This window comes from Sulfitobacter sp. M39 (genome assembly GCF_021735935.1).
In the GTDB taxonomy this organism is placed as follows: domain Bacteria; phylum Pseudomonadota; class Alphaproteobacteria; order Rhodobacterales; family Rhodobacteraceae; genus Sulfitobacter.
In genome coordinates this window covers 1,813,404-1,839,347 of the sequence record NZ_WMDZ01000001.1, presented here as the reverse complement: position 1 = coordinate 1,839,347, position 25,944 = coordinate 1,813,404, and the positions used below count along the sequence as shown (strand labels likewise).

Below are 25,944 nucleotides of genomic sequence, written 5' to 3'. Positions count from 1 at the left end.
CGCCTAAAGCAACGACGCTGCACACCCCCACGGGGGCGGCAGTTCCAACATCTATCCGTCGGGGTGCCCTAGGGGGCTGAGAGGTGCGTGCACCGACCCGTCGAACCTGATCCGGGCAATACCGGCGTAGGGAACGGGTATCTTTGTGCAACGGCCTTGCGCCTTCGCCACAAAGCTCATTCTTGCGTCTGCTTGCCCACCACCGAAAGGCGAGCCTGTGACCAAGACGACCCCCATTTCCCTGACCATCGCCGGATCCGACAGCGGCGGCGGTGCCGGTATTCAGGCAGATATCAAGGCGATGTCGGCCAATGGCGTCTATGCTGCCAGCGTGATCACTGCCGTGACCGCGCAGAACACGCGCAGCGTCAGCGCGGTACACGAGATCCCCGCCCCCATCGTCGCGGCCCAGATCGATGCGGTGCTGTCCGATCTTTCGGTGCAGTCGATCAAACTGGGCATGTTGTTTTCTCCGCAGATCATTCAGGCGGTGGCCGCTGCGCTGTCCGCGTTTCGGGGGGCCGTCGTGGTCGATCCGGTGATGATCGCAAAATCCGGCGATGCGCTGTTGCAAGAAGACGCCGTCGCAGCGTTGGTCGCGGATATCCTGCCGCGCGCCGACCTGCTGACCCCAAACCTGCCCGAAGCCGCCCGCCTGTTGAACCAGCCCGAGGCTGACAGCGCCGACCAGATGGTCACGCAAGCCCGTGCGCTGCTCAAGATGGGGCCGAAGGCGGTGCTGATGAAGGGCGGCCATAGCGCGGGCAATATCTGTAGCGACGCGCTGGTCACCGCAGAGCGTGTCACATGGCTCAGCGCGCCGCGCATCGACACGCGCAATACACACGGGACGGGATGCACCTACGCCGCGGCCATCGCCGCGGGGCTGGCCCACGGCAAACCCCTTGGCGCGGCGGTGCAGGCCGCCCATGACTATCTGCACCGCGCGATCATCGCCGCGGATCAACTTGAGATCGGCACGGGCCACGGTCCGGTGCATCATTTCCACGCGGTCTGGTCATGACGCAGGTCACCATCATCGGCGCGGGCGTCGCGGGGCTGTGTACCGCGCGTGTCTTGCTGGATCGCGGGATGCGCGTGCATCTGATCGACCGCGCCCGCCAGCCCGGCCCGCAAGGGTGTTCTTGGTGGGCTGGCGGCATGCTCGCCCCGTTTTGCGAAGGTGAAAGCGCCGAGGAACCCGTGATCAGGCTGGGCCAAAGGGCCGCAGATTGGTGGGGCCAGCACACCGCATCGCTGCACCGGCGCGGATCGCTTGTGATCTCTCCGGCGCGGGACAGCAGCGATCTGACCCGCTTTGCGCGCCGCACGACAAGCCACCAAACCCTGACCGGCGCAGGGATCGCGGCGCTTGAACCCGACTTGGGCGACCGCTTTGCCAAAGGGCTTTATTTCCAGACCGAGGCCCACCTGTCGCCCCGCATTGCGTTGGCAGAGCTGTGGCGCGGGCTGGTGGCCGATGGGGCCAGTTTCGAACAAGACGAGGCCGACCCCGACGCGCTGGCGCAAGACGGCGTTGTCGTTGATTGCCGCGGCTATCACGCGCGCGCCGATCTGCCTGATTTGCGCGGGGTGAAGGGGGAAATGGCGCTGCTGTCCTGCCCCGATATCGCGATCACCCGCCCCATCCGCGTGCTGCACCCGCGTGTACCGATCTACCTCGTGCCGCGCGGTGACGGGATCTATATGCTCGGGGCCACGATGGTCGAGGGCCGCGCCGGTGCCCATGCCAGCGTGCGGTCCGTGCTTGAACTGCTGAGCGCGGCCTACGCACTATCCCCCGCCTTTGGCGAGGCCGAGATCCTAGAGATCGGCGTCGACAGCCGCCCCGCCTTCCCCGACAACCTGCCGCGCATCGAACGGCAGGGCAATCTGATCCGCGCCAACGGTCTGTATCGCCACGGTTTCCTGCTCGCCCCCGCGCTGGCGACCATGGTGGCTGACCTGATCCTTGACGCCAAAACACCGGAGATTTTCCATGAAACTACAGCTTAACGGTGCCCCGCTTGACAGCGACGCGCCAACGCTTGCCGCCCTGCTAGAGGCCGAAGGATTTGGCGGCGCGAAAGTCGCTACCGCCGTCAATGGCAGCTTTATCCCCGCCAGCCTGCGGGCCAGCCACACCCTGTCCTCCGGCGACAGCGTCGAAGTGCTCGCCCCCATGCAAGGAGGCTGAGATGCGCCCATTTTACGGAGAAACCCTTGCCAATGGTCTGATGCTTGGCACCGCGCAATACCCCTCGCCCAAGGTGCTGTCAGACGCCTTTGCGCGCAGCGGCGCGGCGGTGGCGACCGTATCACTGCGGCGCGAAAGCGGTCGGGACCGCGCCGGTCAGGACTTCTGGGAACTGATCCGCGCCCTTGACGTCCATGTGCTGCCCAACACCGCCGGATGTCACAGCGTCAAAGAGGCCGTCACCACCGCCCATATGGCCCGCGAGGTGTTCGACACGCGCTGGATCAAGCTCGAGGTCATCGGCGAGGAGGACACGTTACAGCCCGATGTCTTCGGTCTGGTCGAGGCCGCTCGCATCCTGAGCGAGGACGGCTTTCAGGTCTTTCCCTACACCACGGAAGACCTTGTGGTCGCGGATAGATTGCTGCGGGCGGGCTGCGAGGTGCTGATGCCTTGGGGCGCGCCCATCGGGTCGGGGATGGGGCTGAACAACCTTTTCGGGCTGCGCGCCATGCGGGCGCATTTTCGTGACGTGCCGCTGGTGATCGACGCCGGTATCGGCCTGCCATCTCACGCCGCACAGGCGATGGAGCTGGGGTTTGACGCGGTGCTGCTGAACACCGCTGTCGCTAAAGCCGGTGATCCCGCCGCCATGGCCGAGGCCTTTGCCACCGCGATCCGCGCCGGACAGCTTGCCGCCGATGCGGACCCGATGCCGCCCCGCGATATGGCCGCGCCCTCGACCCCGCTGATCGGAAAGGCGTTTCTGGAATGACCCTTGACCGTTTCTACCCGATCTTCGACAGCGCCGCCTGGCTGGAGCGGCTGGTGCCCCTTGGCATCAAACTGGTGCAACTGCGGATCAAGGACACGCCCGCCCCTGCCCTGCGGCGCGACATTCGGCAGGCCAAGACGATCTGCGCCAAGCACGACTGTACCCTCGTGATCAACGATCACTGGCGTATCGCGCTCGACGAAGGGTGTGATTTTATTCATCTGGGGCAAGAGGATCTGGACAGCGCCGACCTGACCGCCATCCGCGATGCGGGCGTACGTCTGGGCATCAGCACCCACGACAAGGCCGAACTGACCCGCGCCCTGGACCTGCGCCCCGATTATATCGCCCTCGGCCCGATCTACCCGACGATCCTGAAGCAAATGAAGTGGCACGCGCAGGGGTTGGACCGTCTGCGCGACTGGCGTGAACGGGTGGGGCAGACCCCGCTTGTGGCCATCGGCGGCATGTCGGTCGACCGTGCGGCGGGCGCCTTTGATGCCGGTGCCGATTGCGTCGCGGCGGTGACCGATATCACCCTGAACCCCTCGCCCGAGGATCGCATCACCGCATGGCTGGGGGCAACCCGATGACCCGCTATGCCCGCCAGACGATCCTGCCGCAGGTCGGCCCATCGGGCCAAGAGGCGCTGGCGGCGGCGCGTGTGGTGGTGGTCGGCGCGGGCGGGCTGGCGGCACCGGTGCTGCCCCTGCTGGCAGGGGCCGGTGTGGGTCATATCACGCTGGTGGATGCTGACGATGTGGCCCTGTCGAACCTGCACCGCCAGACCCTGTTTACCGAGGCCGATATCGGCACGCCCAAGGTCACCGCCGCCGCCCGCGCCCTGACCGCGCGCAACAGCGCGTGCTCCGTGGTGGCCTGGCCCGTGATCCTTGGACCGGATACCGTGGCAAAGCTGTGCCATGATGCGACGCTCGTGCTGGATTGCGCCGACAGCTTCGCGGCGAGCTATGTGCTGTCAGATCACTGCCTGCACGCGGGCCTGCCCTTGATCAGCGCCTCGGCTCTTGGGTTTGGCGGCTATGTTGGCGGATTCTGCGGCGGCGCGCCGTCGCTGCGGGCGGTCTTCCCCGATCTGCCGGACCGCGCGGCGAGCTGCGACACCGCGGGGGTCATGGCGCCGGTCGTCGCCACGATCGGTGCCGCACAGGCGCAGATGGCACTGGCCTGCATCCTCGGGCTGTCGCCGTCCCCTCTGGGGCAGTTGGTCAGCTTTGATCTTGCCTCCTATCGTTTTGGCGGCTTCCGTTTTGATACCGCGCCGGAGCCTGACCACGGTTTCGGATTTGTCGCGCCCTCGCAGATCCGCGCAAGCGATTGGGTCGTCGATCTGCGCGGCCCGGATGAGGCCCCCACAGCCGCGACACCCACAGCGCGGCGCATCATCCTGCCCGATTTCCTCCGCAACGCTCCCCGCCCGACACATCAGCCCCGCGCGGTGATCGCCTGCCGTTCGGGCCTGCGCGCGTGGCAGGCGGCGACCCATCTGGCCAGCTACTGGCACGGCCCCATTACCCTGCTCGCCATGGGCGAGCCTTCCCCGTTGAAAGGACAAACCGATGAAACTTCGTAACATTCTGGCCGCGCTGGCGCTGACCTCTGGCCCGGCGCTGGCGCAGGACGAGATGGTCGTGCTGCTGGACTGGTTCGTGAACCCCGACCACGGGCCGATCATCGTGGCGCAGGAAAAAGGGTATTTCGCCGAACAGCACCTGAGCGTAGAGGTCATCGCCCCCGCCGATCCTTCTGACCCGCCGAAACTGGTCGCCGCAGACAAGGCGGATCTTGCGATCTCCTATCAGCCGCAGTTGCACCTGCAAATCCACGAAGGCCTGCCCCTGCAGAGGGTCGGCACGCTTGTGGCCACGCCGCTGAACTGCCTGCTGGCGCTGACCGATGGACCCATCGCCTCTCCTGCGGATTTGGCGGGCAAAAAGGTTGGGTTTTCTGTCGGCGGTGTCGAAGAGGCCGTGCTTGGCGCGATCCTGACCCATCACGGGCTGTCGCTGGATGATGTGGAGCTGGTAAACGTCAACTGGTCGCTGTCACCTTCGTTGATGTCCGGTCAGGTGGATGCGGTCATCGGGGCCTTCCGCAATTTCGAGCTGAACCAGATGGATATCGAAGGCGTCGATGGCACCTGTTTCTACGTCGAGGAAGAGGGCCTGCCACCGTATGACGAGCTGATCTACGTCGCCAACCGCGACACGATGGACAAGGACATGATCGCGCGGTTTCTGGCCGCGACCGAGAAAGCGACGCAGTATATCGTGAACCACCCCGAGGAAAGCTGGGAGGTTTTCGCCGCTACCTCTGCCGATCTGCAGGACGAGCTGAACGCCCGCGCGTGGAAAGACACGCTGCCCCGTTTCGCTCTGCGCCCCACGGCGATGGATGCCGGACGCTACGCCACATTCGAGACGTTCTTGCATGACGCGGGCCTGATCCCCGACATCTCGCCCGTGTCGACCATCGCCATTGACGTGACCGACCGATGACCGCGCCGGACTATGGCCGCAGCTTCGCGATCTGGCGCGCTGCTGCGGCGGAGGATTGGCAAGACTACACCCACCATGCCTTTGTCGAAGGGCTGCGCGACGGCAGCCTGCCGCACCGATGCTTTGTAAACTACCTGATCCAAGACTATGTTTTCCTTGTGCATTTCTCTCGGGCTTGGTCGATGGCGGTGGTCAAATCGGAAACGATGGAAGAGATGAAGACCTGCGCTGCCACGGTGGATGCGCTGGTCAATCACGAGATGGCGCTGCATATCCGCACCTGTGCTGCGGCGGGTATCGACGAAGCGGCGCTTTTCACCGCAACGGAAGCCCCCGCCAACCTCGCCTATACCCGCTATGTGCTGGATGCCGGGATGCAGGGGGATTTCCTAGATCTGATGGCGGCGCTCTTGCCTTGCGTCATGGGCTATGGGGAGATCGGGCAGCGCTTGGCCCAGACCCGCAGCGCCGACATGCCCTATGCCGAGTGGATCGAGACCTACGCCGACCCCGCCTATCAGGCGCTGTGCCAGACGGTGGGCGCGATGGTCGACGCGGCGGTTGCGCGGCGGATCGGTGACCTTGAAACCGCCCCTCGCCGCGCGGCACTGCAAAACCGCTTTGCCACGGCCACACGGCTAGAGGTCGGCTTTTGGCAGATGGGGCTGGACCTGCCATGACCCCGCCGCCCGCGCTGCGTCTGACGGGACAACACCGGATTGACGCGCGCCCCCTGTTTGACGTGGATATGACTCTGGCCGCGGGGGCGTGGACCTGCTTGCTCGGCCCGTCGGGGGTGGGCAAATCCACGGTGCTGCGCCTACTGCTGGGGCTTGAGACAGGCGGCGCGTTTGACGGCACGATCACCGCCTCTGACGGGCAACCGCTGGCGGGGCGGATCAGCTATATGGCGCAATCCGACCTGCTGTTACCGTGGCTTACGGTGATCGAAAACATCATGATCGGCGACCGGCTGCGCGGAACCACGCCTGACAGGGACCGTGCCTCCGCCATGCTTGCACGGGTCGGTCTGCAGGATCACGCCCATAAGAAACCCGCCGCCTTGTCGGGCGGGATGCGGCAGCGGGCAGCGCTGGCCCGGACATTGCTTGAGGATCGCGCGGTGGTCTTTCTGGACGAGCCATTCTCGGCGCTGGATGCGGGCACCCGTGCCGCGATGCAAGAGCTCGCGGCAGAGCTGTTGCAGGGGCGTACCGTGCTGCTGGTCACCCACGATCCGGCAGAGGCGGCGCGGCTGGCCGAGCACATCCTGATCCTCTCTGCCACGGGCGTGCAAAGCTGGCCCGTCCCCGCGCTTCCCGCGCCACGTCCCGTCACCGCGCCCGAGGTTTGGACGTGCCAAAGCGCGCTGTTGTCCCATCTTCGGGGGGTGCCTGCATGAGGCGATACGACATACCCCTTGCGATCCTACTGGGGCTCGGCCTTTGGCAGGCCGCGGTGCTGCTGACCGACGCCCCGCATTATATCCTGCCCTCCCCGTGGCGCGTGGCACAGGCGGCATATCGTGCCCGCGTGACGCTGACCGAGAACGCATGGGTTACCACCGTCGAGGTACTGCTGGGGCTGCTGATCGGCACCGCCTTGGGGGCTGTCACCGCGATCCAACTGGCGCTGTCGAAAACGGCAGAGCGTTTGCTGCTGCCGCTGCTGGTCTTTACCCAAGCCGTGCCGGTTTTCGCGCTGGCCCCGTTGCTGACGCTGTGGTTCGGCTATGGCATGGGGTCCAAGATCGTGATGGCGGTGTTGATCATCTATTTCCCAGTGACATCGGCCTTTCACGACGGGCTGACCCGCGTGCCGGATGGCTACCGTGATCTGGCGCAATCGATGGGGGCGCGGCCATTGCGGTTCATGCGCTACGTGCAAATCCCCCACGCGCTCCCAAGCCTTGCGACGGGTTTGCGGCTGGCGGCGGTCTATGCGCCGATCGGGGCGGTGATTGGCGAATGGGTCGGCGCGTCAAAGGGGCTGGGCTATCTGATGCTGCTGGCCAATGGCCGCGCCAAGATCGACCTGATGTTCGCCGCGTTGATCATGCTCGCCTGTTTGACAGTGCTGTTGCATCTATCTGTCGGGCTGCTGGCGCAGCGCCTGACGCGCTATGCCGAAGGGCGCAGCGAGATGGGGGTCACGCGCGCAAAACGCACGTGACCCATTCGACTTGTTATTCCGCGTTCCGACGTACCCGCGCGCCGCTTTTGTCGGCAAAGGCCGCAAGGCGCGCGCGCGCGTCAGGCTGCGTATTGACCACACCGGCAACCACAGCTTCGGCATAGGCGGCATCCATCGCCGACATGTTCTGCATATGGCTCACCGCGCTACAGATCGCAAAGTTCGACAACGGCAGGTTCTGCGCCGCCTTGCGCGCCAGTTCCATCGCCTTGTCCATGCTGGACCCTTCGACGATATACTGCGCGAGGCCCAGATCTACGGCCTCTTGCCCCTGATAGACGCGCCCGGTGAGCATCATGTCGATCATCCGCGCCTTACCGACCAGATCGGTCACACGGATCGTGGCCCCCCCGCCGGTGAACAGCCCGCGCTGGCCTTCTGGAAGCGCGAAATACGCGCTTTGGTCCATCACCCGCACATGGGCAGAGCTTGCAAGCTCTAGCCCGCCGCCCACAACGGCCCCTTGCAATGCGGCAATCACGGGCACGCCGCCATATTCCATCTTGTTGAACGCCTCGTGCCAGCGCAAACAAACGTGCATGAAATCGGCGGGGCTGCGGTCTTCGTCATGGTGTTCGATCAGATCAAGCCCGGCGCAAAAATGATCCCCCGCGCCCGCCAGTACCACCGCGCGCACGCCAGCGCGTGGTGCGGCGGAGAAGAAGGTGACCAGCTCTTCAATCGTGTCGATGTCCAGGGCATTCCGTTTGGTGGGACGGTTCAAGGTCACCACCCAGACACCATCGTCATGCGCCTTGATATCCAGGTTACGGTAGCTGGTCGGATCAATCTGAACGGCCATGTGAATTCCTCCTCCTATGGGGCCGGCACTTGCGGTCGGCCCCGGTGCCTTGCTGCTGCAAGGGCTTGCTGAATATATGCAAAAGGCTCTCCCACCTTTTACGTGACTGTGCCTTGAGTAGCGCGCCAAACACAGCCCGTCTATCGGTCATCCGCCGATTTCAGCGCGGTGACTTCCCCAAGGGCAACGAACCCGCAAGGATTCGCCCCGTCGCAATCTGCCAGAAGCGGCAAAACCGTTTGAAAACGCAATGTTACCGTGTGAATCCTCGCTAATCCGAGGCGTCGTCAGAAAAAAAACGAAAATAATCACCGACGCGGCAAAAATGGGGTTGAACCCCGGCTGAACCTTGGGGTAGTAGAGCGCTACCGGGTCGTTAGCTCAGTTGGTAGAGCGCTTCGTTTACACCGAAGATGTCGGGAGTTCGAGCCTCTCACGACCCACCATTTCACCACCACAATCTAGTTCTACCAACGCAACCTGCGCCGACGGCGACGGGGTTTTATGCGTTTGATGTCAATAACTTGCCTGCGCGGCCTGTGACATCAGCAAGGTGAAGCCCTTGATACGACAAAGCCCCTCACCAAGGTGAAGGGCTGTTGCGGGCGTCATAGAAGCGCGCCGAAAATTTTAAGCGATTTTCGTCCTCAGTCGTCGGGTTGGTCAACGGTATCGCCGCCGCCCTGCCCCTGTGTCACCTGCCGGACTTTGACGCGGATCATCTTGCCGTTTTTCAGCTCTTTCTCGTTGATCACTTTCAGCTTGCCGAATGGCAGCAAGTTCAGCTCGCGACTGTCCGACAGTGCTTCGCCCAATACGGCGAGCATGGCGTCAACGACGGGTTTCGCATCGCGCTTTTTCACGCCCGACCGTTCGACAACTGTGTCGATCAGCTCTTTCTTGCGCATCACAGGGCCAAGGATCACAGGGCGCGGTGCTTCGACCACGGCGGGCTCTGCGGCGGTGTCGGATGCGGCTGGTTTAGGCGTGGTGGTTTTCTTGGGCGTGGTCATTTGAAGTCTCGTCCGTTGGGGAGGTTTCACCAAACCCTAGCGGGGCCACCGGGGGAAATCCAGCGATGCTTGGGGATGACGCAGCCCTGCGCGAAAATTGGGGATGTGCCCACGAAAAAGGCCGCCCCGAAGGGCGGCCTGATGTAGGGTTTATCGTTGCTTAATGCGCCGTAGCGCTATCGCCTGCAGCATTGCGACGGGCCAGCGCGGCGGCTGCGGCGGCATCTTCTGCCTCCTGATCCCATTCGATCGCTTCGGGCTCGCGGACAAGCGCATGTTTCAGCACCTCGGACACGTGTTTGACGGGAATGATGGTCAACCCTTCTTTCACGTTATCCGGGATATCCGGCAGGTCCTTTTCGTTCTCGGTCGGGATGAGAACCGTGGTGATCCCACCACGCAGCGCTGCCAACAGCTTTTCCTTCAAGCCGCCGATTGGCATCGCATTCCCGCGCAAGGACACCTCCCCCGTCATCGCGATATCGCGGCGCACGGGGATCTGGGTCAGCACCGACACGATCGATGTCACCATCGCCAGACCGGCGGAGGGGCCATCTTTCGGCGTCGCACCATCGGGCACGTGGACGTGAATATCCAGCGTGTCGAACTTGGGCGGCTTCACCCCGATCTTGGGGCTGATCGACCGCACATAGCTGCTTGCCGCGTCGATGGATTCCTTCATCACATCCCCGAGCTTGCCGGTGGTTTTCATCCGACCTTTACCCGGCAGGCGCAGGGCTTCGATCTGCAACAATTCGCCCCCAACCGAGGTATAGGCCAATCCGGTCACGACACCGATCTGATCCTCAAGCTCGGCCAAGCCGTAGCGGTGCTTTTTCACGCCGAGGAAATCCTCGATGTTGTCGCCCGTCACGGTGATCTCGTCGGCTTCCTTCTTGACGATCTTGGTCAGCGATTTCCGCGCAACCTTGGCGATCTCGCGCTCAAGATTCCGCACGCCGGCCTCGCGGGTGTAGTAGCGGATCATGCTGGTCAAGGCACTGTCTTCAATGGCAAATTCCTTTGCCTTCAGACCGTGATTCTTGACCTGCTTGGCCACAAGGTGCTGTTTCGCGATCTCGCGCTTCTCATCCTCGGTATAGCCCGACAGGGGGATAATCTCCATCCGGTCAAGCAAAGGCCCGGGCATGTTGTAGCTGTTCGACGTGGTCAGGAACATGACGTTCGACAGATCGTATTCCACTTCCAAGTAGTGGTCGACGAATGTACCGTTCTGTTCCGGATCAAGCACCTCGAGCATGGCCGATGCGGGGTCGCCACGGAAATCCTGACCCATCTTGTCGATCTCGTCGAGCAGGATAAGCGGGTTCGTGGTTTTCGCCTTTTTCAGCGCCTGGATGATCTTGCCGGGCATGGAGCCGATGTAGGTCCGGCGGTGACCGCGGATCTCGGATTCGTCACGCACGCCCCCCAGCGAGATGCGAATAAATTCGCGCCCCGTCGCCTTGGCAACAGACTTCCCAAGCGAGGTTTTACCCACACCGGGAGGGCCGACAAGGCACATGATCGGTCCTTTCAGCTTGCTGGAGCGTTGCTGCACGGCAAGATATTCGACGATGCGTTCTTTAACCTTTTCAAGGCCATAGTGGTCATCGTCCAGCACCTGCTGTGCTTTCCCAAGGTCTTTCTTGGTGCGCGACTTCACGCCCCACGGGATCGACAGGATCCAGTCGAGGTAGTTGCGCACAACGGTGGCTTCGGCAGACATCGGCGACATGTTCTTGAGCTTCTTCAGCTCGGCGTCGACCTTTTCTTTGGCCTCTTTGCTCAGCTTGGTGTCCGCAATGCGGGCTTCCAGTTCGGCGACTTCATTCTTGCCGTCCTCACCATCGCCAAGCTCGTTCTGAATGGCCTTCATCTGCTCGTTCAAATAGTACTCGCGCTGCGTCTTCTCCATCTGGGATTTGACGCGGGTCTTGATCTTTTTCTCGACCTGCAGAACGGACATCTCGCCCTGCATCAGCCCGTATACTTTCTCGAGCCGCTCGGAGACGGACAGGGTTTCAAGCAGGTCTTGTTTCTGCTCGACCTCGATCCCAAGGTGCCCCGCGACCAGATCGGCCAGACGTGCAGGCTCGGACGCTTCGGTCACCGCCGACAGCGCTTCTTCGGGGACGTTCTTCTTGACCTTGGAATAGCGTTCAAACTCTTCGGCGACGGATTTCAGCAGCGCCTGAGTGGTGGTCTCGTCACCGGGCTCTTCCGTCAGATATTCGGCAGAGGCTTCAAAGAAACTATCGTTTTCAAGGTATTCAGTGATGCGCACCCGCGCCTGCCCCTCGACCAAAACCTTTACGGTGCCGTCGGGCAGCTTCAGCAGTTGCAAGACATTCGCCAGGACGCCGGTGTTGAAAATACCATCGGAATCGGGGTCATCCACGCCGGGGTCAATCTGGCTCGACAGCAGGATCTGCTTGTCATCGGCCATGACTTCTTCGAGGGCGCGAACAGATTTATCGCGGCCCACGAAAAGCGGTACAATCATGTGGGGGAACACCACAATATCGCGCAAAGGCAATACCGGGTAGGACGCGTTCAGAGGCTCTAACATGCTCTTTTCCTTATACTGCAAGATGACACTGGCCCCTATCTTAGGCGACCGTTCGTTCATCTCCTGTTCTGAGTAGGATATCTGGGGACCCTACCCGCCTGTTTCAATCCCCATGATGCTGTGATCCGTTCGTATGCGGGCCATCTGGCGTGAGGGTCGCCCTAGAATGAACCGCCACCGGCGGACAGACAAGCGCGGATCGCATGATTATCCGCGAAAACCGCCAAGAACCATGGTTAACCGGCCCGAATGACAAAAAACGGGCCGGAAATGTGCTTTTTCGCGTTTAACGAGCTTACTCTGCCGCGACCTCTTCGAGGAAGGGATAATCGGTATAGCCCGCTTCGCCACCGGCATAGAAGGTTTTCGTATCCCCCTCGTTCAGCGGTGCGTTAAGTTCCAGCCGCTTTGCCAGATCGGGGTTGGCGATATAGGGCCGGCCAAAGGCCACCAGATCAGCCTTGCCGCTGGCCACGGCATCGATCGCCATGTCGCGGTCATAAAGGTTATTTGCCATGTAGACGCCGTTGAACAGCGACCGCAGCTTGCCAAGGTCTTCGTCACTATCTAGATCGCGCGATTGGCCGGTCGAGCCTTCGACCATGTGCAGATAGGCCAGATTGTATTTGTTCAACGTATCCACGACGTAGTTGAACGTCTCTTGCGGGTCGTCATCCGCGATGCCGTTCGCAGGCGAGAACGGCGACAGGCGCAGGCCGACGTGATCGCCGTCCCATGCGTGGACCACACCGTCCAGTACTTCGAACAGCAGCCGCGCGCGGTTCTCGACCGACCCGCCATAGGCATCATCGCGTTTGTTGCTTGAGGTTTTCAGGAATTGGTCCAGCAGATAGCCGTTCGCCCCGTGGACCTCGACCCCGTCAAAGCCCGCCTTGCGCGCCATTTTGGTCGCGTGGACATAATCGGCGACAATGCGTGGCATCTCGTCCAACTCCAAAGCGCGCGGCTCAGATGTCGGGGTCATACCGTCTTTGGTAAAGGTCTTCACCTCTGCCGCGATGGCCGAGGGGGCGACGGGCTTTTGTCCGTCAGGCTGGATGTCCACATGGCTGATCCGGCCCACGTGCCACAGCTGGATCACGATCTTGCCGCCCTTGGCGTGCACCGCGTCCGTCACCTTTTTCCAGGCAGCAACCTGCCCTTCGGTGTAGATACCGGGGGTTTTAATGTAGCCTTTGCCTTCGGCGCTGATCTGGGACGCTTCGGTGATGATGATCCCGGCACCGGCGCGCTGCGCGTAGTATTCGACGTGCATGTCGCCGACTTCGCCACTGTCGTCATCAGCGCGGCTGCGGGTCAGCGGGGCCATCACAATGCGGTTCGCGGCCTCGATGCCACCGACCTTCAGGGGGGTGAATAATGCCTCGGTCATGGAAAACTCCTTTGCGGTGTTGTTTCTTGTCTACAGCACCTAACCTTCCGCCCCGTCATCGCAAGGACGGGGCGGAAGGTTTATTCCATTCACAGGAGGGTTTTCCTAAAGCGGGTCGATGTCGCCTTGGGCACGCTGGCTATGAAAATCAGCCTGCCAGGCGTCAAATGTCCCCGCCGCAATCGCGTCGCGCATACCCGCCATGATTTCCTGGAAATAATGAAGGTTATGCCAAGTCAGCAGCATCCCCGAGATCATTTCCTGACTACGGAACACATGGTGCAGATAGGCGCGGCTGTAGTTCGAGCAAGCAGGGCATGTGCAGGCTTCGTCCAGCGGACGCGGGTCATCGGCGTGGCGTGCGTTCTTGATGTTCACAACGCCGTGACGCGTGAACACCTGCCCCGTCCGGCCAGAGCGTGAGGGCAATACGCAGTCCATCATATCGATCCCACGGGCCACGGCCCCGACGATATCATCCGGCTTGCCCACCCCCATCAGATAGCGTGGCCGATCCACGGGCAGCATATCGGTGGCGAAGTCGAGACAGCCGAACATCGCCTCTTGCCCCTCGCCCACGGCAAGGCCGCCCACAGCGTAGCCGTCAAAGCCCACGTCGATCAGCGCCTTGGCGCTTTCCTCGCGGAAGTCACGTTCCAGCCCGCCCTGCTGGATACCAAAGAGCGCATGGCCCGGACGGTCGCCAAAAGCCTCGCGGCTGCGCTTGGCCCACCGCATCGACATCCGCATCGAGTCCGCGATACGCGCGCGATCCGCAGGCAGCGCGGGACATTCGTCAAAGCACATGACGATATCGGAGCCGAGCAGCTTTTGAATCTCCATCGACCGTTCGGGGGTCAGTTCGTGTTTCGACCCGTCCACATGGCTTTTGAAGGTCACGCCTTTTTCCGTCAGCTTGCGCAGCCCCGACAGGCTCATCACTTGAAACCCGCCGGAATCGGTGAGGATCGGCTTGTCCCAGTTCATGAACTTGTGCAGCCCGCCCAAACGGTCGATCCGTTCGGCAGTGGGGCGCAGCATCAGGTGATAGGTATTGCCCAGCAGGATATCCGCACCGGTCGCGGCGACGCTTTCGGGCATCATCGCCTTGACCGTGGCGGCAGTGCCTACAGGCATGAAGGCCGGCGTGCGAATATCACCCCGCGGGGTAGAGATGACACCGGTACGCGCCGCACCATCGCGGGCCTGAAGATCGAACGAGATTTTTTTCATGACTGCGGCTATAAGATGTCCCCAGCATAGGCGCAATCGCGCAGTTTAGCCGCGCGTTCCTTGAGGCTGTCATGGAAGCACCGTAAATCCGCGCTATGTCCAGCCCGGAACCGCCGGGGCCCTGCCCCGGACCCCGGGATTTACGCCATTTGGAAGCCCGTGTCGTGGCTTGAGTAGACGCGGGTGACCTGCTAGGCGGCGGGATGATTTAGCTGTGCCGGAGTGTGTGACATGCAAGAATTGACGTTTGGCTGGGAAGAATGGGTCGCCCTTCCCGAATTGGGGCTTCCCGCAATCAAGGCAAAGATCGACACCGGCGCGCGCACATCGGCGCTGCACGCCCATGATATTGAAGTCTTTGGCCCCGCCTCCAAGCCCAAGGTCCGGTTCAACGTGCATCCTGTGGCCGGCAACGAAGACATCACCATCACCTGCTCCGCGCCCATCATTGACCGGCGCGAGGTCACCTCGTCGAATGGCGAGGCAGAGCTGCGCTATGTCATCTCGACCAAGATGGATGTCGGAGGAGAGACGTGGCCCATCGACGTGACCCTGACCAACCGTGCGGGCATGACCAGCCGCATGTTGCTGGGCCGCCAGGCGCTGACAGATCACATCACCATCTCGCCCACCGAGAAACGGTTGCAACCGGATCTGAGCTATGACGTCTACCATACCGCCGCTGTGCGCCACCGCGCGCCCAAACGCGCGTTGCGGGTCGCTGTGCTGAGCCGTGAAGCCAGCAACTATTCCACCTCGCGTCTGGTCGAGGTCGGCGAGGCCCGTGGCCATACCGTCGAAGTGATCGACACCACCCGTTGCTATATGGCGATCAACGCCATGGCCCCCGAAGTGCATTACGATGGCAAACGTCTGCCGCGCTATGACGCGGTGATCCCGCGGATCGGTGCCTCGGTCACGCCCTATGGCTGCGCGGTGATCCGGCAGTTCGAAACCATCGGGACCTACTGCGTCAACGGCTCTGCCGGTATCCTGTCGAGCCGCGACAAGCTGCATGCGCATCAGGTCTTGGCGTCGAAGAAAATCGGCATGCCGACCACCGCTTTTGCCGCCTCGCCCAAGGACACGTCGAACCTCATGGCGCTGGTAGGCACCGCGCCGCTCATCGTGAAACTGCTGGAATCCACCCAAGGCAAAGGTGTGGTGCTGGCCGAGACCAAGAAGGCGGCGGAATCCGTGATTGATGCCTTCCGCGGGCTCAAGGCAAACTTTCTTGTGCAGGATTTCGTCAAGGAAGCCGCGGGCGAGGATCTGCGCTGTCTTGTGGTGGATGGCAAGGTCGTAGCCGCGATGAAGCGCACCGGCGCGGATGGCGATTTCCGCTCCAACCTGCACCGTGGCGGCACCGCTCAGGTCGTGCGCATCACCAAGGTTGAACGCGATACCGCCCTGCGCGCGGCACGGGCCTTTGGTCTGGGCACTGCCGGTGTGGATCTGCTGCGGTCGGACAGCGGGCCAAAGGTGCTTGAGGTCAACAGCTCCCCCGGGTTCGAAGGGATCGAGAAAGCCACCGGCAAGGATATTGTCGGCATGGTCTATGATATGATCGAAGCGCGGGTAAAGCCGCAGCCGGTGCGCAAGCGCAAAGCGTAGGTTCCGCATTGGATCGCGGGTCCGCCCTCTGGACGGTGCCCGCTGCAATCCCTATATAAACGATAAGAAAAAGGAGCGAGGCCCTGATGACCGACAGCACACAACCTCTTGAAGGCACCCCTCTGATTGCGCCCTCGTCAACGGATCATCCGCTGTACGAGCAGATCACCGAAGCCTGCCGCACCGTCTATGACCCTGAGATTCCAGTGAATATCTATGAGCTGGGGTTGATCTACACGATCGACATCAATGCGGAAAACGAGGTCAACATCAAGATGTCCCTGACCGCGCCCGGCTGCCCCGTCGCAGGCGAGATGCCCGGCTGGGTCGCCGATGCGGTCGAACCCCTGCCCGGGGTGAAAACCGTCGACGTGGAACTGGTCTGGGAGCCACCATGGGGCATGGATATGATGTCTGACGAAGCCCGTCTTGAACTGGGCTTCATGTAAGCCGATGGGCTGAAACCGGGGCGCAATTCACGCCCCGGTTGATTTTACATGAGTTTCACGCAATGGTCGCATCATTGTAACATAGGGTAGCCACACCGCTGCCAGATGATTTTATTTGGAGCGATCATGCGACTAACAACTGCCCTTACAGCTTTGGCTTTGGCCCCCACCGCGCTGCTGGCCGACGCCCACAGCACACCCGTCCCTGTCGAATACGGTGCCCGTCCTGCCTATTTGGTGGACAAGCTTCCCGATGGCGACCTCAAGGACAAGCTGGCGTCCTGTATGGGCCAGACCGCGTCCAAATCCGATTTCTCCATCGGGCACCGCGGCGCGCCGCTGATGTTCCCTGAGCACACCGTACAGTCCAACGTTGCCGCCGCCCGCCAGGGTGCAGGCATTCTGGAATGCGACGTGACCTTTACCGCCGATCACGAACTGGTCTGCCGTCACGCGCAGAACGATCTGCACACCACCACCAATATCCTCGTCTCCGATCTGGCCGATAAATGCACCGCCGGTTTCACCGCCGCTGCGGGCGAAGAAGGTGCCAGTGCGGAATGCCGCACCTCGGACATCACCTTGGCAGAGTTCCGCACCCTGACGCCCAAGATGGACAGCGCTGACGCCACCGCCACCACCGCCGAAGACTATCAGGGCGGCGTGGCCAGCTTCCGCACCCAGCTGTACAGCGACGGTGCCGATCTGATGACCCACGCGGAATCGATCGAGCTGTTCAAATCCCTCGGCGCGAAATTCACCCCCGAGCTCAAGTCCCCTTCGGTCGAGATGCCCCATGACGGCTTCAGCCAGGAAGACTATGCGCAGAAGATGATCGACGAATACAAAGCCGCGGGCATCCCTGCCTCGGACGTTTGGGCGCAGTCGTTCAACCTGGATGACGTCCTTTACTGGATCAAGGCAGAGCCCGAGTTCGGCAAACAGGCCGTCTATCTCGTGGAATGGAGCGACGGTTTCGACGAACAGGACCCCAGCACCTGGACACAGGATTTCGCCCAGCTGAAAGAGCAAGGCGTGCAGTATCTGGCCCCGTCGCTGAACATGCTGCTGACCAACAAAGACGGCGCTCTGGCCGCCTCTGACTATGCCAAGAAAGCCAGCGAAGCCGGTTTGAACCTGATCGCCTGGACGCTCGAACGCTCCGGTCCGTTGTCCACGGGCGGTGGCTGGTATTTCCAATCCGTTGGCGACATCATCACCGACGACAGCGACTATCTGGTCGCGCTGGACGTGCTGGCACAGGACGCTGGCGTCAAGGGTGTCTTCTCTGACTGGCCCGCAACCGTCACCTACTATGCCAACTGCATGGGTCTGTAACCTACGGGGTCTGATCCGGCGCAATCGCGCGTGAAGACATGGGCCGTCCCTTCGGGGGCGGCCTTTTGCTATTGTGCATCCCCCCGCTTGAGAAACCCTGCCAAAGCCCTTATCTTGTCGGTAACAGGAGTATTCAGCATGTTCGCAATCCCAGGCAAGCAAGCCGTCACCATCACCCCCAAAGCCGCCAATCAGATCACCAAGCTGATGACGTCCGCCGGCCACGCCGGTCTGCGCATCGGCATCAAGAAGGGTGGCTGCGCCGGCATGGAATATACGATGGAGTATGTGAACGAGGCCGACGCCAATGACGAGGTCGTCGAACAGGACGGCGCGCGCGTGATGATCGCGCCGATGGCGCAGATGTTTCTTTTCGGCACCGAGATCGATTATGAGACCTCGCTGCTGGAATCCGGCTTCAAGTTCCGCAATCCCAATGTGACCGAAGCCTGCGGTTGCGGCGAATCCATCAAGTTCAGCTAGCGCTGGCGGGGCGTGACCGCAGCTTGCCGTTGCCCTGTCGGGGTGGCGCTGGTATCCCTTTGAAAAACCACATCAAGGATATACATATGCGCCGCAAGCTTGCCGCTGGAAACTGGAAGATGAACGGCACGCTGGCCGGTCTTGATATGTTGGCCGATGTGGCCGCCGCGGTGGATCAGGCAAGTGCAGAGGCGGTGATCTGCCCGCCCGCCCCCTACCTCCTACCAGCCGTTACCAAGGCGCAAGGCACCCCCGTTGGCATCGGCGCGCAGGATTGCCACGCAGAGCCTAAAGGTGCCTTCACCGGCGATATCGCTGCTTCCATGATCAAGGATATCGGCGCGAGTTATGTGATCCTCGGCCATTCCGAGCGCCGCGATGCCTATGGCGAAACGGATGCCGATGTCGCGGCCAAGGCACAGGCGGCCTCGGCCGCGGGACTGACTGCCATCATCTGCATCGGCGAAAGCGAGGCGGATCGCAGCGCGGGCACCACCCTGGATGTCATCGCCGAACAGCTTGCAGGCTCCCTGCCCGATGGCTGCACAGGCGAGAATACCGTCCTCGCGTACGAACCCATCTGGGCGATTGGCACCGGCAAAATCCCGACACTTGACCAGATCATCGAGGTGCATGACTTCATCCGCGCAAAACTGGCCGAACGCTTTGGCACGGATGTCAGCGACGCGCTGCGGTTGCTGTATGGCGGCTCGGTCAAACCGGACAACGCGGCAGAGATCTTCAAGGTCGACAACGTGGACGGTGCCCTGATCGGGGGCGCGAGCCTCAAGGCCGCTGACTTTGTCCCGATCCTTCAGGCGCTCTCTGCCGCCTGACCTTCATTTTGCCAAATAAACTCATGGCAGGACACAAACAAAAGGCGGCGCATCCGATGGGGTGCGCCGCCTTTTTTCGTTTCTCTGGTGATCCTCCGCGCTAGCGGGTGATGATCTCCGGCCCCATCATCAGGGTCGGCAGCCAGGTCGAAATGACCGGGATATAGGTCACCATCAGCAGGAAGATGAACAGCACCACGGTGAAGGGCAGCGCGGCCTTGACCACATTCATCATCGGCATATTCGCCACGCCCGAGGTCACAAAGAGGTTCAGACCCACCGGCGGGGTGATCATCCCGATTTCCATGTTGACCACCATGATGATCCCCAGGTGGATCGGGTCAATGCCCAGTTCAATCGCGATGGGGAAGACCAGCGGGGCGACGATGATCAACAGGCCCGAGGGCTCCATGAACTGCCCGCCAATCAGCAAGATCACGTTGACGATGACCAGGAACATGATCGGCCCGAAACCGGCGCTCAGCATTGCGGCAGAGATCTGCTGCGGGATCTGCTCGTCGGTCAGCACGTGCTTGAGGATCAGCGCGTTGGCGATGATGAACATCAGGGTGACGGTCAGCTTGCCGGCCTCGAACAGCGTATCGCGGGTATCGCGGTGGAAGAAGACAGTGACCAGCGCCATCGGCTTGCGCATCAGCGACAGGTTGCGCCCCTCGCCTTCCACATGCAGCGGGCCCATATCGCGATAGACGAAGGCCGCGATAAAGAAGGCATAGACAGCAGCCACCGCGGCGGCTTCGGTCGGGGTAAAGATACCGCCATAGATACCGCCAAGGATGATCACGATCAGCATCAGCCCCCAGCCCGCTTCACGCCCCGAGGCAAAGACCTCGCCCCAGCCGCGCCATTCGCCCTGTGGCAGCTTCTTGACCCGCGCCATGATGTAGATGGTCAGCATCAGCATGGTGCCCGCCATCAGACCCGGAATAACGCCCGCAAGGAACATCCGGCCAACAGACACATCAGTGGCAGAGGCATAGACAACCATCACGATGGACGGCGGGATCAGGATGCCCAGGGTGCCCGCGTTGGCGATGACACCGGCGGCGAATTCCTTGGTGTAGCCGGTTTCCCGCATCCCCGCGATCACGATGGACCCGATGGCAACCACTGTGGCGGGCGATGATCCCGACAGGGCGGCGAACAGCATACAGGCAAAGACACCCGCAATCGCCAGACCACCCGGGAAATGCCCGACCAGCGCGATAGAGAAACGGATGATCCGCTTGGCCACGCCGCCCGTCGACATGAACGACGACGCCAGCACGAAGAACGGGATCGCCAGCAGCGTGTAATGCCCCGCCATCGCCTGAAAGAAGGTCTGCGCGATGGACGCAAGCGAGCTGTCGGACAGCACCAGCAAAAAGACGATCGACGAGAAGCCAAGGCTGACGGCAATCGGAACGCCCAGCAACATTAGCCCGACGATCATGGTAAATAGGATAAGGACTTCCATGCGCTCAGGACTCCGCGTTCATGTGTTTGACGGCTTCGATATCATCTTCGGCCTCGTGACTGACGATCAGCGCTGTGGCCTGTCCGGTAAAGACACGCGCACCGGCCTGGATGAAACGGAACAACAGCAGCGCCATGCCGAAGGGCAGCATGAAATACGGGATGAACCGTGGCAGTTTGCCATAGGTCTCGCCCTCGTTCATGATCGGCTCGATAAAGCGCAGCCAATCCGGCATGGGAAGATCGACGGTTTCATACCACGCTTGATCGCGGCTATCGGCAAAACCTGTGGGGAACCAGCGGCCTGTGGTGGCGTCCAGCCCCGCGAAGGGGGCCCAGTAATCCCACGCGCCTTTCATCAGCAAGGCCCCGTAGACCACGCAGATCACTGCCGCAACCAGCGCGAGCACCCGGCGTTTGGGCAGCGAAAACAGGTTCACGACCGCGTCCACCCCCAGATGCGCCGTGACCTTGACCGCATAGCTCATGCCAAACAGCACCAGCCAGGCGAACAGGAAGGTCACCGCTTCAAGCCCCCAGATGATGCCGGTGTTGAAACCATAGCGCAGGACGACGTTGATAAAGGTGATAAGCGTCATCAGACCAAGGATGATGGCAATCGCCGTTTCCTCAAGCTCGTTGACAATGCGCCCGAGCGCAGAATGAGATTGAACACCATGTGACATGGAAATGCTCCGCTGTGAGAGGAGAGTGGATCAGGCCCGCACGCCGCGGGGCATGTCGGGGCCTGACGCAAGTGATATGCCCCGTCCGTCGCCAGACGGGGCAGAACAGGTTTTAGTGCTTGGCGTTGATCGCTTGGGCTTCGTCGATGTTTTCTTGACCAACGTCTGCGGTGAACTCTTCCCAAACGGGCTTCATCGCGGTGACCCAGGCTTCGCGCTGTGTCTCGTCCAGTTCACGGACCACACCACCGGCATCGATGATCGCCTGTTTGGCTTCGGCGTTCACTTTGGACGATTCAGAGTTGCGGGTGTCGGTGACTTCTTGAACGATGGTCGCCAGCTGGTCACGCACATCGGCGTCCAGGCTGTCCCACCAGTCGGTGGAGGTCACAAGCATGTAGTCCAGAACACCGTGGTTGGTTTCGGTTGTCCCGTCCTGCACCTCAAAGAACTTCTGGCCATAGATGTTGGACCAGGTGTTTTCCTGACCGTCGACAACGCCGGTTTGCAGCGCGCCGTAAACTTCCGAGAAGGCCATCGGCTGGGGCGATGCGCCCATTGCCGCCATCTGGGCCTTCAGCACGTCAGAGTTCTGCACGCGGAATTTCAGACCATTGGCATCCGACGGCAGGTTCAGTGCTTTGTTTGCCGACATCTGCTTCATGCCATTGTGCCAGAACGCCAGCCCCAGCAGACCACGGCGCGTCATGGATTCTTTCATCGCAACACCGGTTTCGGAGTTCTGGAACTCGTCTACAGCGTTGATGTCCTTGAACATGAAGGGCAGATCGAAGATGCGGAATTGCTTGGTGAACTGCTCGAACTTCGACAGCGACGGCGCGGCCATCTGAACGTCGCCTTGCAGCAGCGCTTCAAGAACCTGGTCATCGTTGTACAGCGTGGAGTTCGGGAAAACTTCCATGCAGGCTTTGCCGTTCATCTCGTCATTGACGCGCTGTTCCAGCAAGGAAGCGGCGATGCCTTTGGGGTGACGGTCTGTGTTGGTTACGTGGCTCAGCTTGATGACGACTTCGCCATCGTCACACGCCGCGGCAACAGCACCGGCGCTTACGGAAAGGGTCATAGCCACCAGAGTGGTTGTCAGGAATTTCATGTGATGTCTCCTCCCAGAGAACTGTTTTTCAAGTCTCGGCATCCGGTCGTTCCAAATGCGGTGGCGTTACTAGAGCGTTATTTCGCCGACCTCACAAGCAAGAGAGGTTGAAAGATGAAGGTCACTTTAAATATATTATTTATCAAAGCGTTATCGCACACAGTTAAGGTTACAAACCAACGCGATACACGCTGCCTGTGCGGATAACCGCACAGCGCGCAGCGCAGATGTGCGAAAATCCGCACAGGCTAGCTGCGAAAGTCCTCGGGCCGAATCCCGTAGCGGGCCAGCTTGTCATAGAAGGTCTTGCGCGGCAGTTTCAGCGCCTGCGCCGCCGCACTCGCCTGCCCCTCGGCACGGCGCAAGGCCGCGCGCAGCAGGGACTGTTCCACCTGCGCCATCTGGTCCGCCAGCCCAAGGTTCGCATCCGGCGTCACCTCGTCCGAGACCCCCATGACAAAGCGCATCGCCTCTGACATCAGCGCGCGCGCGTTGCCGGGCCAGTCCCGCGCCATCAACCCCGCGATCATTTGCGGCGTCACTTCGGGCGGCTGCACGCCCGACTGCTCTGCCGCCTGATCGACGTAGCGGCGGAACATCGTGGCGATATCCTCGGGGCGTTCAGCCAGCGACGGGATGCGCACGGTCATGACTTCAAGCCGATAATAGAGGTCTACGTGGAACTTCCCCTCGGCCACTAACGACTGCAGCTCGCGTACGCTGCCCGCAATGAGACGCACATCGGGGACCTCCTCAAGCGCTTCGACCAAGCTTAGCTGCGTCTGCGCGGGAAGCTGTGCGACCTCGTCCAGAAACAGGCACCCGCCCGACGCAGCGTGCAGCGCATCGCTCACATCATCGGGGCTGAGCCCCGCGGCGGCGCGTTTGGCGAACGGCCCCTTGGACCGGCGCGAGGACAGGTGGATCACCTCTGCTACCTTGGAAATACCAGACCCCGACGGGCCGGTGACCAGCACCTCGGCATTGGCCTGCGCCACCCGCCGCACCTTGTCGCGCAGCCGCTCTGACAGATCCGACGACCCGAAAATCATCCGCGCCGCCGGATCGCCGGTTTCCACGATATGCAGCAGGCGACGGTTCTCCAGCACCAGCGCGCGGGTTTTCAGTGCGCGCTCAATCACCGTGACCAGCGCGGCGGGGGCGCAGGGTTTTTCAAGGAAATCAAAGGCCCCTGCCTCCATCGCGCGCACGGCCATGGGGATGTCACCTTCGCCCGTCAGCAGGATCACCGGCAGATCGGGGTCCTGTTCATGGGCATAGGCCAGCAGGTGAAACCCGTCGCGCCCGGGCATGCGCATGTCCGATAGGATGATGCCGTCGAACCGTTCGGTGATCCTATCTTTGGCAGCCACGAACGACCCCGTGGCTACAACATCAATATCGGCAAGCTCCAGCGTCTGCGCCAGCGCCTCGCGGACAGAGGCATCGTCATCGACCAAAAGAACGGTTCTGCTCATCCCTGCCCCTCCTCGCCCGTATCGGCGCGTTCCAGCGTGACAGAGAACATCGCACCGCCCGCGTCAAGGTTGGTGCCGCGGATATCCCCCCCAAAGCTTTGCACGATGCCATAGCTGATCGACAGCCCCAGCCCCATGCCCCCCATCGCACCCTCGGCACCGCCGCTCACGGATTTTGTCGTGTAGAACGGGTCGAACACCTTGTCCGGCATCTCGATCCCCGGTCCGGTGTCGCGGAACTGCACCCGCACGGGGTCGGCGGGATCGATGGTGATGCTCAGCCGTTTGGTGTCGCTGCTGCTCATGGCATCGACGGCGTTGGTGATGAGGTTTACAAAGACCTGCCCCAAGCGCACCTCGCCACCACGCACCCAGACGGGGGCATTTGCGGGCTGGTAGTCAAGGGTCACGCCAGCGTCGCGCAGATAGCTTTGGGTCAGCTCCACCGCACTGGCGACCACGCGGGTCACATCCACGCGGGTCTGCGGCACGCTTTCCTGTCGCGCAAAGGCCCGCAGGTTCTGGATGATCCGCGCCATCCGGTCGGCCATCTGCGAGATGCGGGTCAGGTTTTCCGCCGTCCGGTCGGGGCGGTCACGCTCAAGGAATTGCACCGCGTTTTCCGCAAAGGACCGGATCGCCATCAGCGGCTGGTTCAGCTCGTGGCTGATGCCCGCCGACATCTGGCCAAGCGCCGACAGTTTGCCCGCTTGCACCAGATCCGCCTGCGCGCGGCGCAGTGCGGCCTGCGCCTCTTCCCGTTCGGTCGCTTCGCGGCGCAATTCGGTGTTGCTGGCGTTCAGTGCGGCGGTGCGTTTGGCGACCTGCCGCTCAAGCGCCGCGTTCGCCTCTGACAAGGCGCGGCGGCGCTCGGTCGCGAGAAACAGTAGCGCGCCAAAGGCAAGGCAAAGCGCGGCCACCGCCGCCGCCTGTGCCCGTGCCAAACGTTGCGCGCCCTCGATATCCAGCAGCACCTCGCCCGTCATCCCCACCACCGGCAAGGCGCGGGTCAGATGCAAGGCGGCGTCCGGCAGATACGGCCCCCAGCCCATATGCCAGATCTCGTGGCCGCGCACGTCAGACACCGCGAAATCGCGCGCCGCACCATCCGGCGGCACCAACCCCTGCGCCCCGTCTGGTCGGGCCCAGAACAGCAGCTCTGACCGGTTGGCGATCTGGACGACCCCGTCGGTATCGGTGAAAAACGCCGCCGCATTGCTGCCGCGCCAGTCATAATCGATGCCGTTCAAATCGGTCGAAACGACCACGGCACCGCGCACCTGCCCATCAGGCGCGAAGACAGGGGCGGCATGGAAATAGGCGCGGTCGGTCAAGGGCGCGGCGGGGCCATGCCCCCAACCAAGCGACCCGCGCAGCGCCCGCTGGACAAAGCGCTGATCCGCCCGCGGCACCCGCACCGCTTCCGCGCCAAGTGCCGCGACGATCACATCGCCGGATCGGTCAAGCACCTGCACATCCAGCGCCGTGGTCTTATCCGCGACCTCTTGCAAAAACGCCTGCGCCTCGACCGCTGGCCGCCGGTCCAGCACCTGCGTCACCTGCGGGTGATCCGCCAGAAACACCGCCAGATCACGGTATCGCTGCAGCTGCCCGACCAGACGGTCGCTCACCAGCGACAGATCCGCCTGCCCGCGCGCGCGCAGCTGGTCCAGCCCTTGCAGATAGGCATAGCGCCAAACCCCGCCGGAGAGGACCGACACGGTGATCAGAAACAAAACAAAGGTCGCGACGCGGCGGCGCATTCCAGAGGTC

25 protein-coding genes, 1 tRNA gene and 1 riboswitch are annotated in these 25,944 nt (G+C 62.1%); of the genes, 16 read left to right on the top strand and 10 right to left on the bottom strand.

All coding sequences use genetic code 11. The features are described from left to right. Window positions 1-49 precede the first annotated feature (49 nt). Window positions 50-150: riboswitch (TPP riboswitch) on the top strand. A gap of 67 nt (window positions 151-217) precedes the next feature. From thiD to GLP43_RS08890, 10 genes are read left to right on the top strand one after another with little or no spacing between them, the layout of a single operon-like run. Continuing rightward, window positions 218-1,024, top strand: a complete 807-nt coding sequence (gene thiD / locus GLP43_RS08935) for a bifunctional hydroxymethylpyrimidine kinase/phosphomethylpyrimidine kinase (RefSeq protein ID WP_237279036.1) — start codon at window positions 218-220, stop codon at window positions 1,022-1,024. After that, on the top strand, window positions 1,021-2,016 hold the full coding sequence (locus GLP43_RS08930; RefSeq protein WP_237279035.1) for an FAD-dependent oxidoreductase: 996 nt from the start codon (window positions 1,021-1,023) through the stop codon (window positions 2,014-2,016). Before thiD ends, GLP43_RS08930 begins: the two co-directional genes overlap by 4 nt. Then, window positions 2,000-2,197, top strand: coding sequence for a sulfur carrier protein ThiS (thiS, locus tag GLP43_RS08925; protein ID WP_237279034.1), 198 nt, complete (start codon window positions 2,000-2,002; stop codon window positions 2,195-2,197). Before GLP43_RS08930 ends, thiS begins: the two co-directional genes overlap by 17 nt. A 1-nt stretch (window position 2,198) precedes the next feature. Then, on the top strand, window positions 2,199-2,972 hold the full coding sequence (locus GLP43_RS08920) for a thiazole synthase (protein ID WP_237279033.1): 774 nt from the start codon (window positions 2,199-2,201) through the stop codon (window positions 2,970-2,972). Further along, window positions 2,969-3,565 (top strand): thiamine phosphate synthase, encoded by a 597-nt coding sequence (locus GLP43_RS08915; protein WP_237279032.1) that lies wholly within the window; start codon window positions 2,969-2,971, stop codon window positions 3,563-3,565. Before GLP43_RS08920 ends, GLP43_RS08915 begins: the two co-directional genes overlap by 4 nt. Further along, on the top strand, window positions 3,544-4,566 hold the full coding sequence (locus tag GLP43_RS08910; protein ID WP_237279031.1) for a ThiF family adenylyltransferase: 1,023 nt from the start codon (window positions 3,544-3,546) through the stop codon (window positions 4,564-4,566). The genes GLP43_RS08915 and GLP43_RS08910 overlap by 22 nt, the downstream gene beginning before the upstream one ends. Continuing rightward, window positions 4,553-5,491 carry an ABC transporter substrate-binding protein gene (locus GLP43_RS08905; RefSeq protein ID WP_237279030.1) on the top strand — a complete coding sequence of 313 codons (939 nt, stop codon included), beginning with the start codon at window positions 4,553-4,555 and terminating at the stop codon, window positions 5,489-5,491. Before GLP43_RS08910 ends, GLP43_RS08905 begins: the two co-directional genes overlap by 14 nt. Next, window positions 5,488-6,171 carry a thiaminase II gene (gene tenA, locus GLP43_RS08900; RefSeq protein ID WP_237279029.1) on the top strand — a complete coding sequence of 228 codons (684 nt, stop codon included), beginning with the start codon at window positions 5,488-5,490 and terminating at the stop codon, window positions 6,169-6,171. Before GLP43_RS08905 ends, tenA begins: the two co-directional genes overlap by 4 nt. Further along, window positions 6,168-6,893, top strand: coding sequence for an ABC transporter ATP-binding protein (locus GLP43_RS08895; protein ID WP_237279028.1), 726 nt, complete (start codon window positions 6,168-6,170; stop codon window positions 6,891-6,893). Before tenA ends, GLP43_RS08895 begins: the two co-directional genes overlap by 4 nt. Beyond that, window positions 6,890-7,663, top strand: coding sequence for an ABC transporter permease (locus GLP43_RS08890; protein WP_237279027.1), 774 nt, complete (start codon window positions 6,890-6,892; stop codon window positions 7,661-7,663). The genes GLP43_RS08895 and GLP43_RS08890 overlap by 4 nt, the downstream gene beginning before the upstream one ends. A gap of 13 nt (window positions 7,664-7,676) precedes the next feature. Here GLP43_RS08890 and GLP43_RS08885 read toward each other — a convergent pair whose 3' ends face one another. Beyond that, window positions 7,677-8,486 carry a crotonase/enoyl-CoA hydratase family protein gene (locus GLP43_RS08885; protein WP_237279026.1) on the bottom strand — a complete coding sequence of 270 codons (810 nt, stop codon included), beginning with the start codon at window positions 8,484-8,486 and terminating at the stop codon, window positions 7,677-7,679. 370 nt (window positions 8,487-8,856) lie between these two features. Here GLP43_RS08885 and GLP43_RS08880 point away from each other — a divergent pair. After that, a tRNA-Val gene (locus tag GLP43_RS08880) sits at window positions 8,857-8,932 on the top strand. 201 nt (window positions 8,933-9,133) lie between these two features. On the opposite strand, the gene GLP43_RS08875 is transcribed toward GLP43_RS08880, so the two are convergent. From GLP43_RS08875 to tgt, 4 genes are all read right to left on the bottom strand, one after another. Further along, window positions 9,134-9,499, bottom strand: coding sequence for an HU family DNA-binding protein (locus GLP43_RS08875; RefSeq protein ID WP_237279025.1), 366 nt, complete (start codon window positions 9,497-9,499; stop codon window positions 9,134-9,136). Window positions 9,500-9,659: 160 nt separating this feature from the next. Next, window positions 9,660-12,071, bottom strand: coding sequence for an endopeptidase La (lon, locus tag GLP43_RS08870; protein WP_074635053.1), 2,412 nt, complete (start codon window positions 12,069-12,071; stop codon window positions 9,660-9,662). A gap of 295 nt (window positions 12,072-12,366) precedes the next feature. Beyond that, window positions 12,367-13,464, bottom strand: a complete 1,098-nt coding sequence (locus GLP43_RS08865; RefSeq protein WP_237279024.1) for an alkene reductase — start codon at window positions 13,462-13,464, stop codon at window positions 12,367-12,369. Between the two features lie 105 nt (window positions 13,465-13,569). Next, a complete protein-coding gene (tgt, locus tag GLP43_RS08860) occupies window positions 13,570-14,697 on the bottom strand; it encodes a tRNA guanosine(34) transglycosylase Tgt (RefSeq protein WP_237279023.1) in 1,128 nt (375 codons plus the stop codon). Window positions 14,698-14,928: 231 nt separating this feature from the next. Between tgt and rimK the strand changes: the two genes are divergently transcribed. From rimK to tpiA, 5 genes are all read left to right on the top strand, one after another. Continuing rightward, window positions 14,929-16,311 carry a 30S ribosomal protein S6--L-glutamate ligase gene (gene rimK, locus GLP43_RS08855; protein ID WP_237279022.1) on the top strand — a complete coding sequence of 461 codons (1,383 nt, stop codon included), beginning with the start codon at window positions 14,929-14,931 and terminating at the stop codon, window positions 16,309-16,311. Between the two features lie 86 nt (window positions 16,312-16,397). Beyond that, on the top strand, window positions 16,398-16,760 hold the full coding sequence (locus GLP43_RS08850; protein ID WP_005853043.1) for an SUF system Fe-S cluster assembly protein: 363 nt from the start codon (window positions 16,398-16,400) through the stop codon (window positions 16,758-16,760). Window positions 16,761-16,886: 126 nt separating this feature from the next. Continuing rightward, on the top strand, window positions 16,887-18,098 hold the full coding sequence (locus GLP43_RS08845) for a glycerophosphodiester phosphodiesterase family protein (protein ID WP_237279021.1): 1,212 nt from the start codon (window positions 16,887-16,889) through the stop codon (window positions 18,096-18,098). A 138-nt stretch (window positions 18,099-18,236) separates the two neighbouring features. Then, complete coding sequence (locus GLP43_RS08840; RefSeq protein ID WP_237279020.1) at window positions 18,237-18,581, top strand: HesB/IscA family protein; 345 nt, start codon at window positions 18,237-18,239, stop codon at window positions 18,579-18,581. A gap of 86 nt (window positions 18,582-18,667) precedes the next feature. Further along, complete coding sequence (gene tpiA / locus GLP43_RS08835) at window positions 18,668-19,417, top strand: triose-phosphate isomerase (RefSeq protein WP_237279019.1); 750 nt, start codon at window positions 18,668-18,670, stop codon at window positions 19,415-19,417. 100 nt (window positions 19,418-19,517) lie between these two features. Here the strand turns inward: tpiA and GLP43_RS08830 are convergent, their stop codons facing one another. From GLP43_RS08830 to GLP43_RS08810, 5 genes are all read right to left on the bottom strand, one after another. Next, the gene (locus GLP43_RS08830; RefSeq protein WP_037944059.1) at window positions 19,518-20,894 is read right to left on the bottom strand and encodes a TRAP transporter large permease; all 1,377 of its coding nucleotides are present in this window, start codon (window positions 20,892-20,894) and stop codon (window positions 19,518-19,520) included. Window positions 20,895-20,898: 4 nt separating this feature from the next. Then, on the bottom strand, window positions 20,899-21,579 hold the full coding sequence (locus GLP43_RS08825) for a TRAP transporter small permease (RefSeq protein ID WP_237279018.1): 681 nt from the start codon (window positions 21,577-21,579) through the stop codon (window positions 20,899-20,901). A gap of 112 nt (window positions 21,580-21,691) precedes the next feature. Further along, a complete protein-coding gene (locus GLP43_RS08820) occupies window positions 21,692-22,693 on the bottom strand; it encodes a DctP family TRAP transporter solute-binding subunit (protein WP_237279017.1) in 1,002 nt (333 codons plus the stop codon). Window positions 22,694-22,941: 248 nt separating this feature from the next. Further along, entirely contained in the window at window positions 22,942-24,171 is a 1,230-nt protein-coding gene (locus GLP43_RS08815; protein ID WP_237279016.1) for a sigma-54-dependent transcriptional regulator, read from the bottom strand. Beyond that, window positions 24,168-25,934, bottom strand: a complete 1,767-nt coding sequence (locus GLP43_RS08810; protein WP_237279015.1) for an ATP-binding protein — start codon at window positions 25,932-25,934, stop codon at window positions 24,168-24,170. Before GLP43_RS08810 ends, GLP43_RS08815 begins: the two co-directional genes overlap by 4 nt. Between the last annotated feature and the right edge of the window lie 10 nt (window positions 25,935-25,944).

Excerpts from the sequence above, each read along its gene's own strand:
- GLP43_RS08815 (WP_237279016.1), bottom strand. The coding sequence starts at position 24,171 with ATGAGCAGAACCGTTCTTTTGGTCGATGACGATGCCTCTGTCCGCGAG.
- GLP43_RS08825 (WP_237279018.1), bottom strand. The coding sequence starts at position 21,579 with ATGTCACATGGTGTTCAATCTCATTCTGCGCTCGGGCGCATTGTCAAC.
- GLP43_RS08865 (WP_237279024.1), bottom strand. The coding sequence starts at position 13,464 with ATGACCGAGGCATTATTCACCCCCCTGAAGGTCGGTGGCATCGAGGCC.
- lon (WP_074635053.1), bottom strand. The coding sequence starts at position 12,071 with ATGTTAGAGCCTCTGAACGCGTCCTACCCGGTATTGCCTTTGCGCGAT.
- thiS (WP_237279034.1), top strand. The coding sequence starts at position 2,000 with ATGAAACTACAGCTTAACGGTGCCCCGCTTGACAGCGACGCGCCAACG.
- GLP43_RS08920 (WP_237279033.1), top strand. The coding sequence starts at position 2,199 with ATGCGCCCATTTTACGGAGAAACCCTTGCCAATGGTCTGATGCTTGGC.
- tpiA (WP_237279019.1), top strand. The coding sequence starts at position 18,668 with ATGCGCCGCAAGCTTGCCGCTGGAAACTGGAAGATGAACGGCACGCTG.
- GLP43_RS08840 (WP_237279020.1), top strand. The coding sequence starts at position 18,237 with ATGTTCGCAATCCCAGGCAAGCAAGCCGTCACCATCACCCCCAAAGCC.
- GLP43_RS08845 (WP_237279021.1), top strand. The coding sequence starts at position 16,887 with ATGCGACTAACAACTGCCCTTACAGCTTTGGCTTTGGCCCCCACCGCG.
- GLP43_RS08915 (WP_237279032.1), top strand. The coding sequence starts at position 2,969 with ATGACCCTTGACCGTTTCTACCCGATCTTCGACAGCGCCGCCTGGCTG.
- tgt (WP_237279023.1), bottom strand. The coding sequence starts at position 14,697 with ATGAAAAAAATCTCGTTCGATCTTCAGGCCCGCGATGGTGCGGCGCGT.
- GLP43_RS08890 (WP_237279027.1), top strand. The coding sequence starts at position 6,890 with ATGAGGCGATACGACATACCCCTTGCGATCCTACTGGGGCTCGGCCTT.
- tenA (WP_237279029.1), top strand. The coding sequence starts at position 5,488 with ATGACCGCGCCGGACTATGGCCGCAGCTTCGCGATCTGGCGCGCTGCT.
- GLP43_RS08850 (WP_005853043.1), top strand. The coding sequence starts at position 16,398 with ATGACCGACAGCACACAACCTCTTGAAGGCACCCCTCTGATTGCGCCC.
- GLP43_RS08930 (WP_237279035.1), top strand. The coding sequence starts at position 1,021 with ATGACGCAGGTCACCATCATCGGCGCGGGCGTCGCGGGGCTGTGTACC.
- GLP43_RS08905 (WP_237279030.1), top strand. The coding sequence starts at position 4,553 with ATGAAACTTCGTAACATTCTGGCCGCGCTGGCGCTGACCTCTGGCCCG.
- GLP43_RS08895 (WP_237279028.1), top strand. The coding sequence starts at position 6,168 with ATGACCCCGCCGCCCGCGCTGCGTCTGACGGGACAACACCGGATTGAC.
- GLP43_RS08820 (WP_237279017.1), bottom strand. The coding sequence starts at position 22,693 with ATGAAATTCCTGACAACCACTCTGGTGGCTATGACCCTTTCCGTAAGC.
- GLP43_RS08810 (WP_237279015.1), bottom strand. The coding sequence starts at position 25,934 with ATGCGCCGCCGCGTCGCGACCTTTGTTTTGTTTCTGATCACCGTGTCG.
- GLP43_RS08885 (WP_237279026.1), bottom strand. The coding sequence starts at position 8,486 with ATGGCCGTTCAGATTGATCCGACCAGCTACCGTAACCTGGATATCAAG.
- GLP43_RS08830 (WP_037944059.1), bottom strand. The coding sequence starts at position 20,894 with ATGGAAGTCCTTATCCTATTTACCATGATCGTCGGGCTAATGTTGCTG.
- rimK (WP_237279022.1), top strand. The coding sequence starts at position 14,929 with ATGCAAGAATTGACGTTTGGCTGGGAAGAATGGGTCGCCCTTCCCGAA.
- GLP43_RS08875 (WP_237279025.1), bottom strand. The coding sequence starts at position 9,499 with ATGACCACGCCCAAGAAAACCACCACGCCTAAACCAGCCGCATCCGAC.
- GLP43_RS08910 (WP_237279031.1), top strand. The coding sequence starts at position 3,544 with ATGGCTGGGGGCAACCCGATGACCCGCTATGCCCGCCAGACGATCCTG.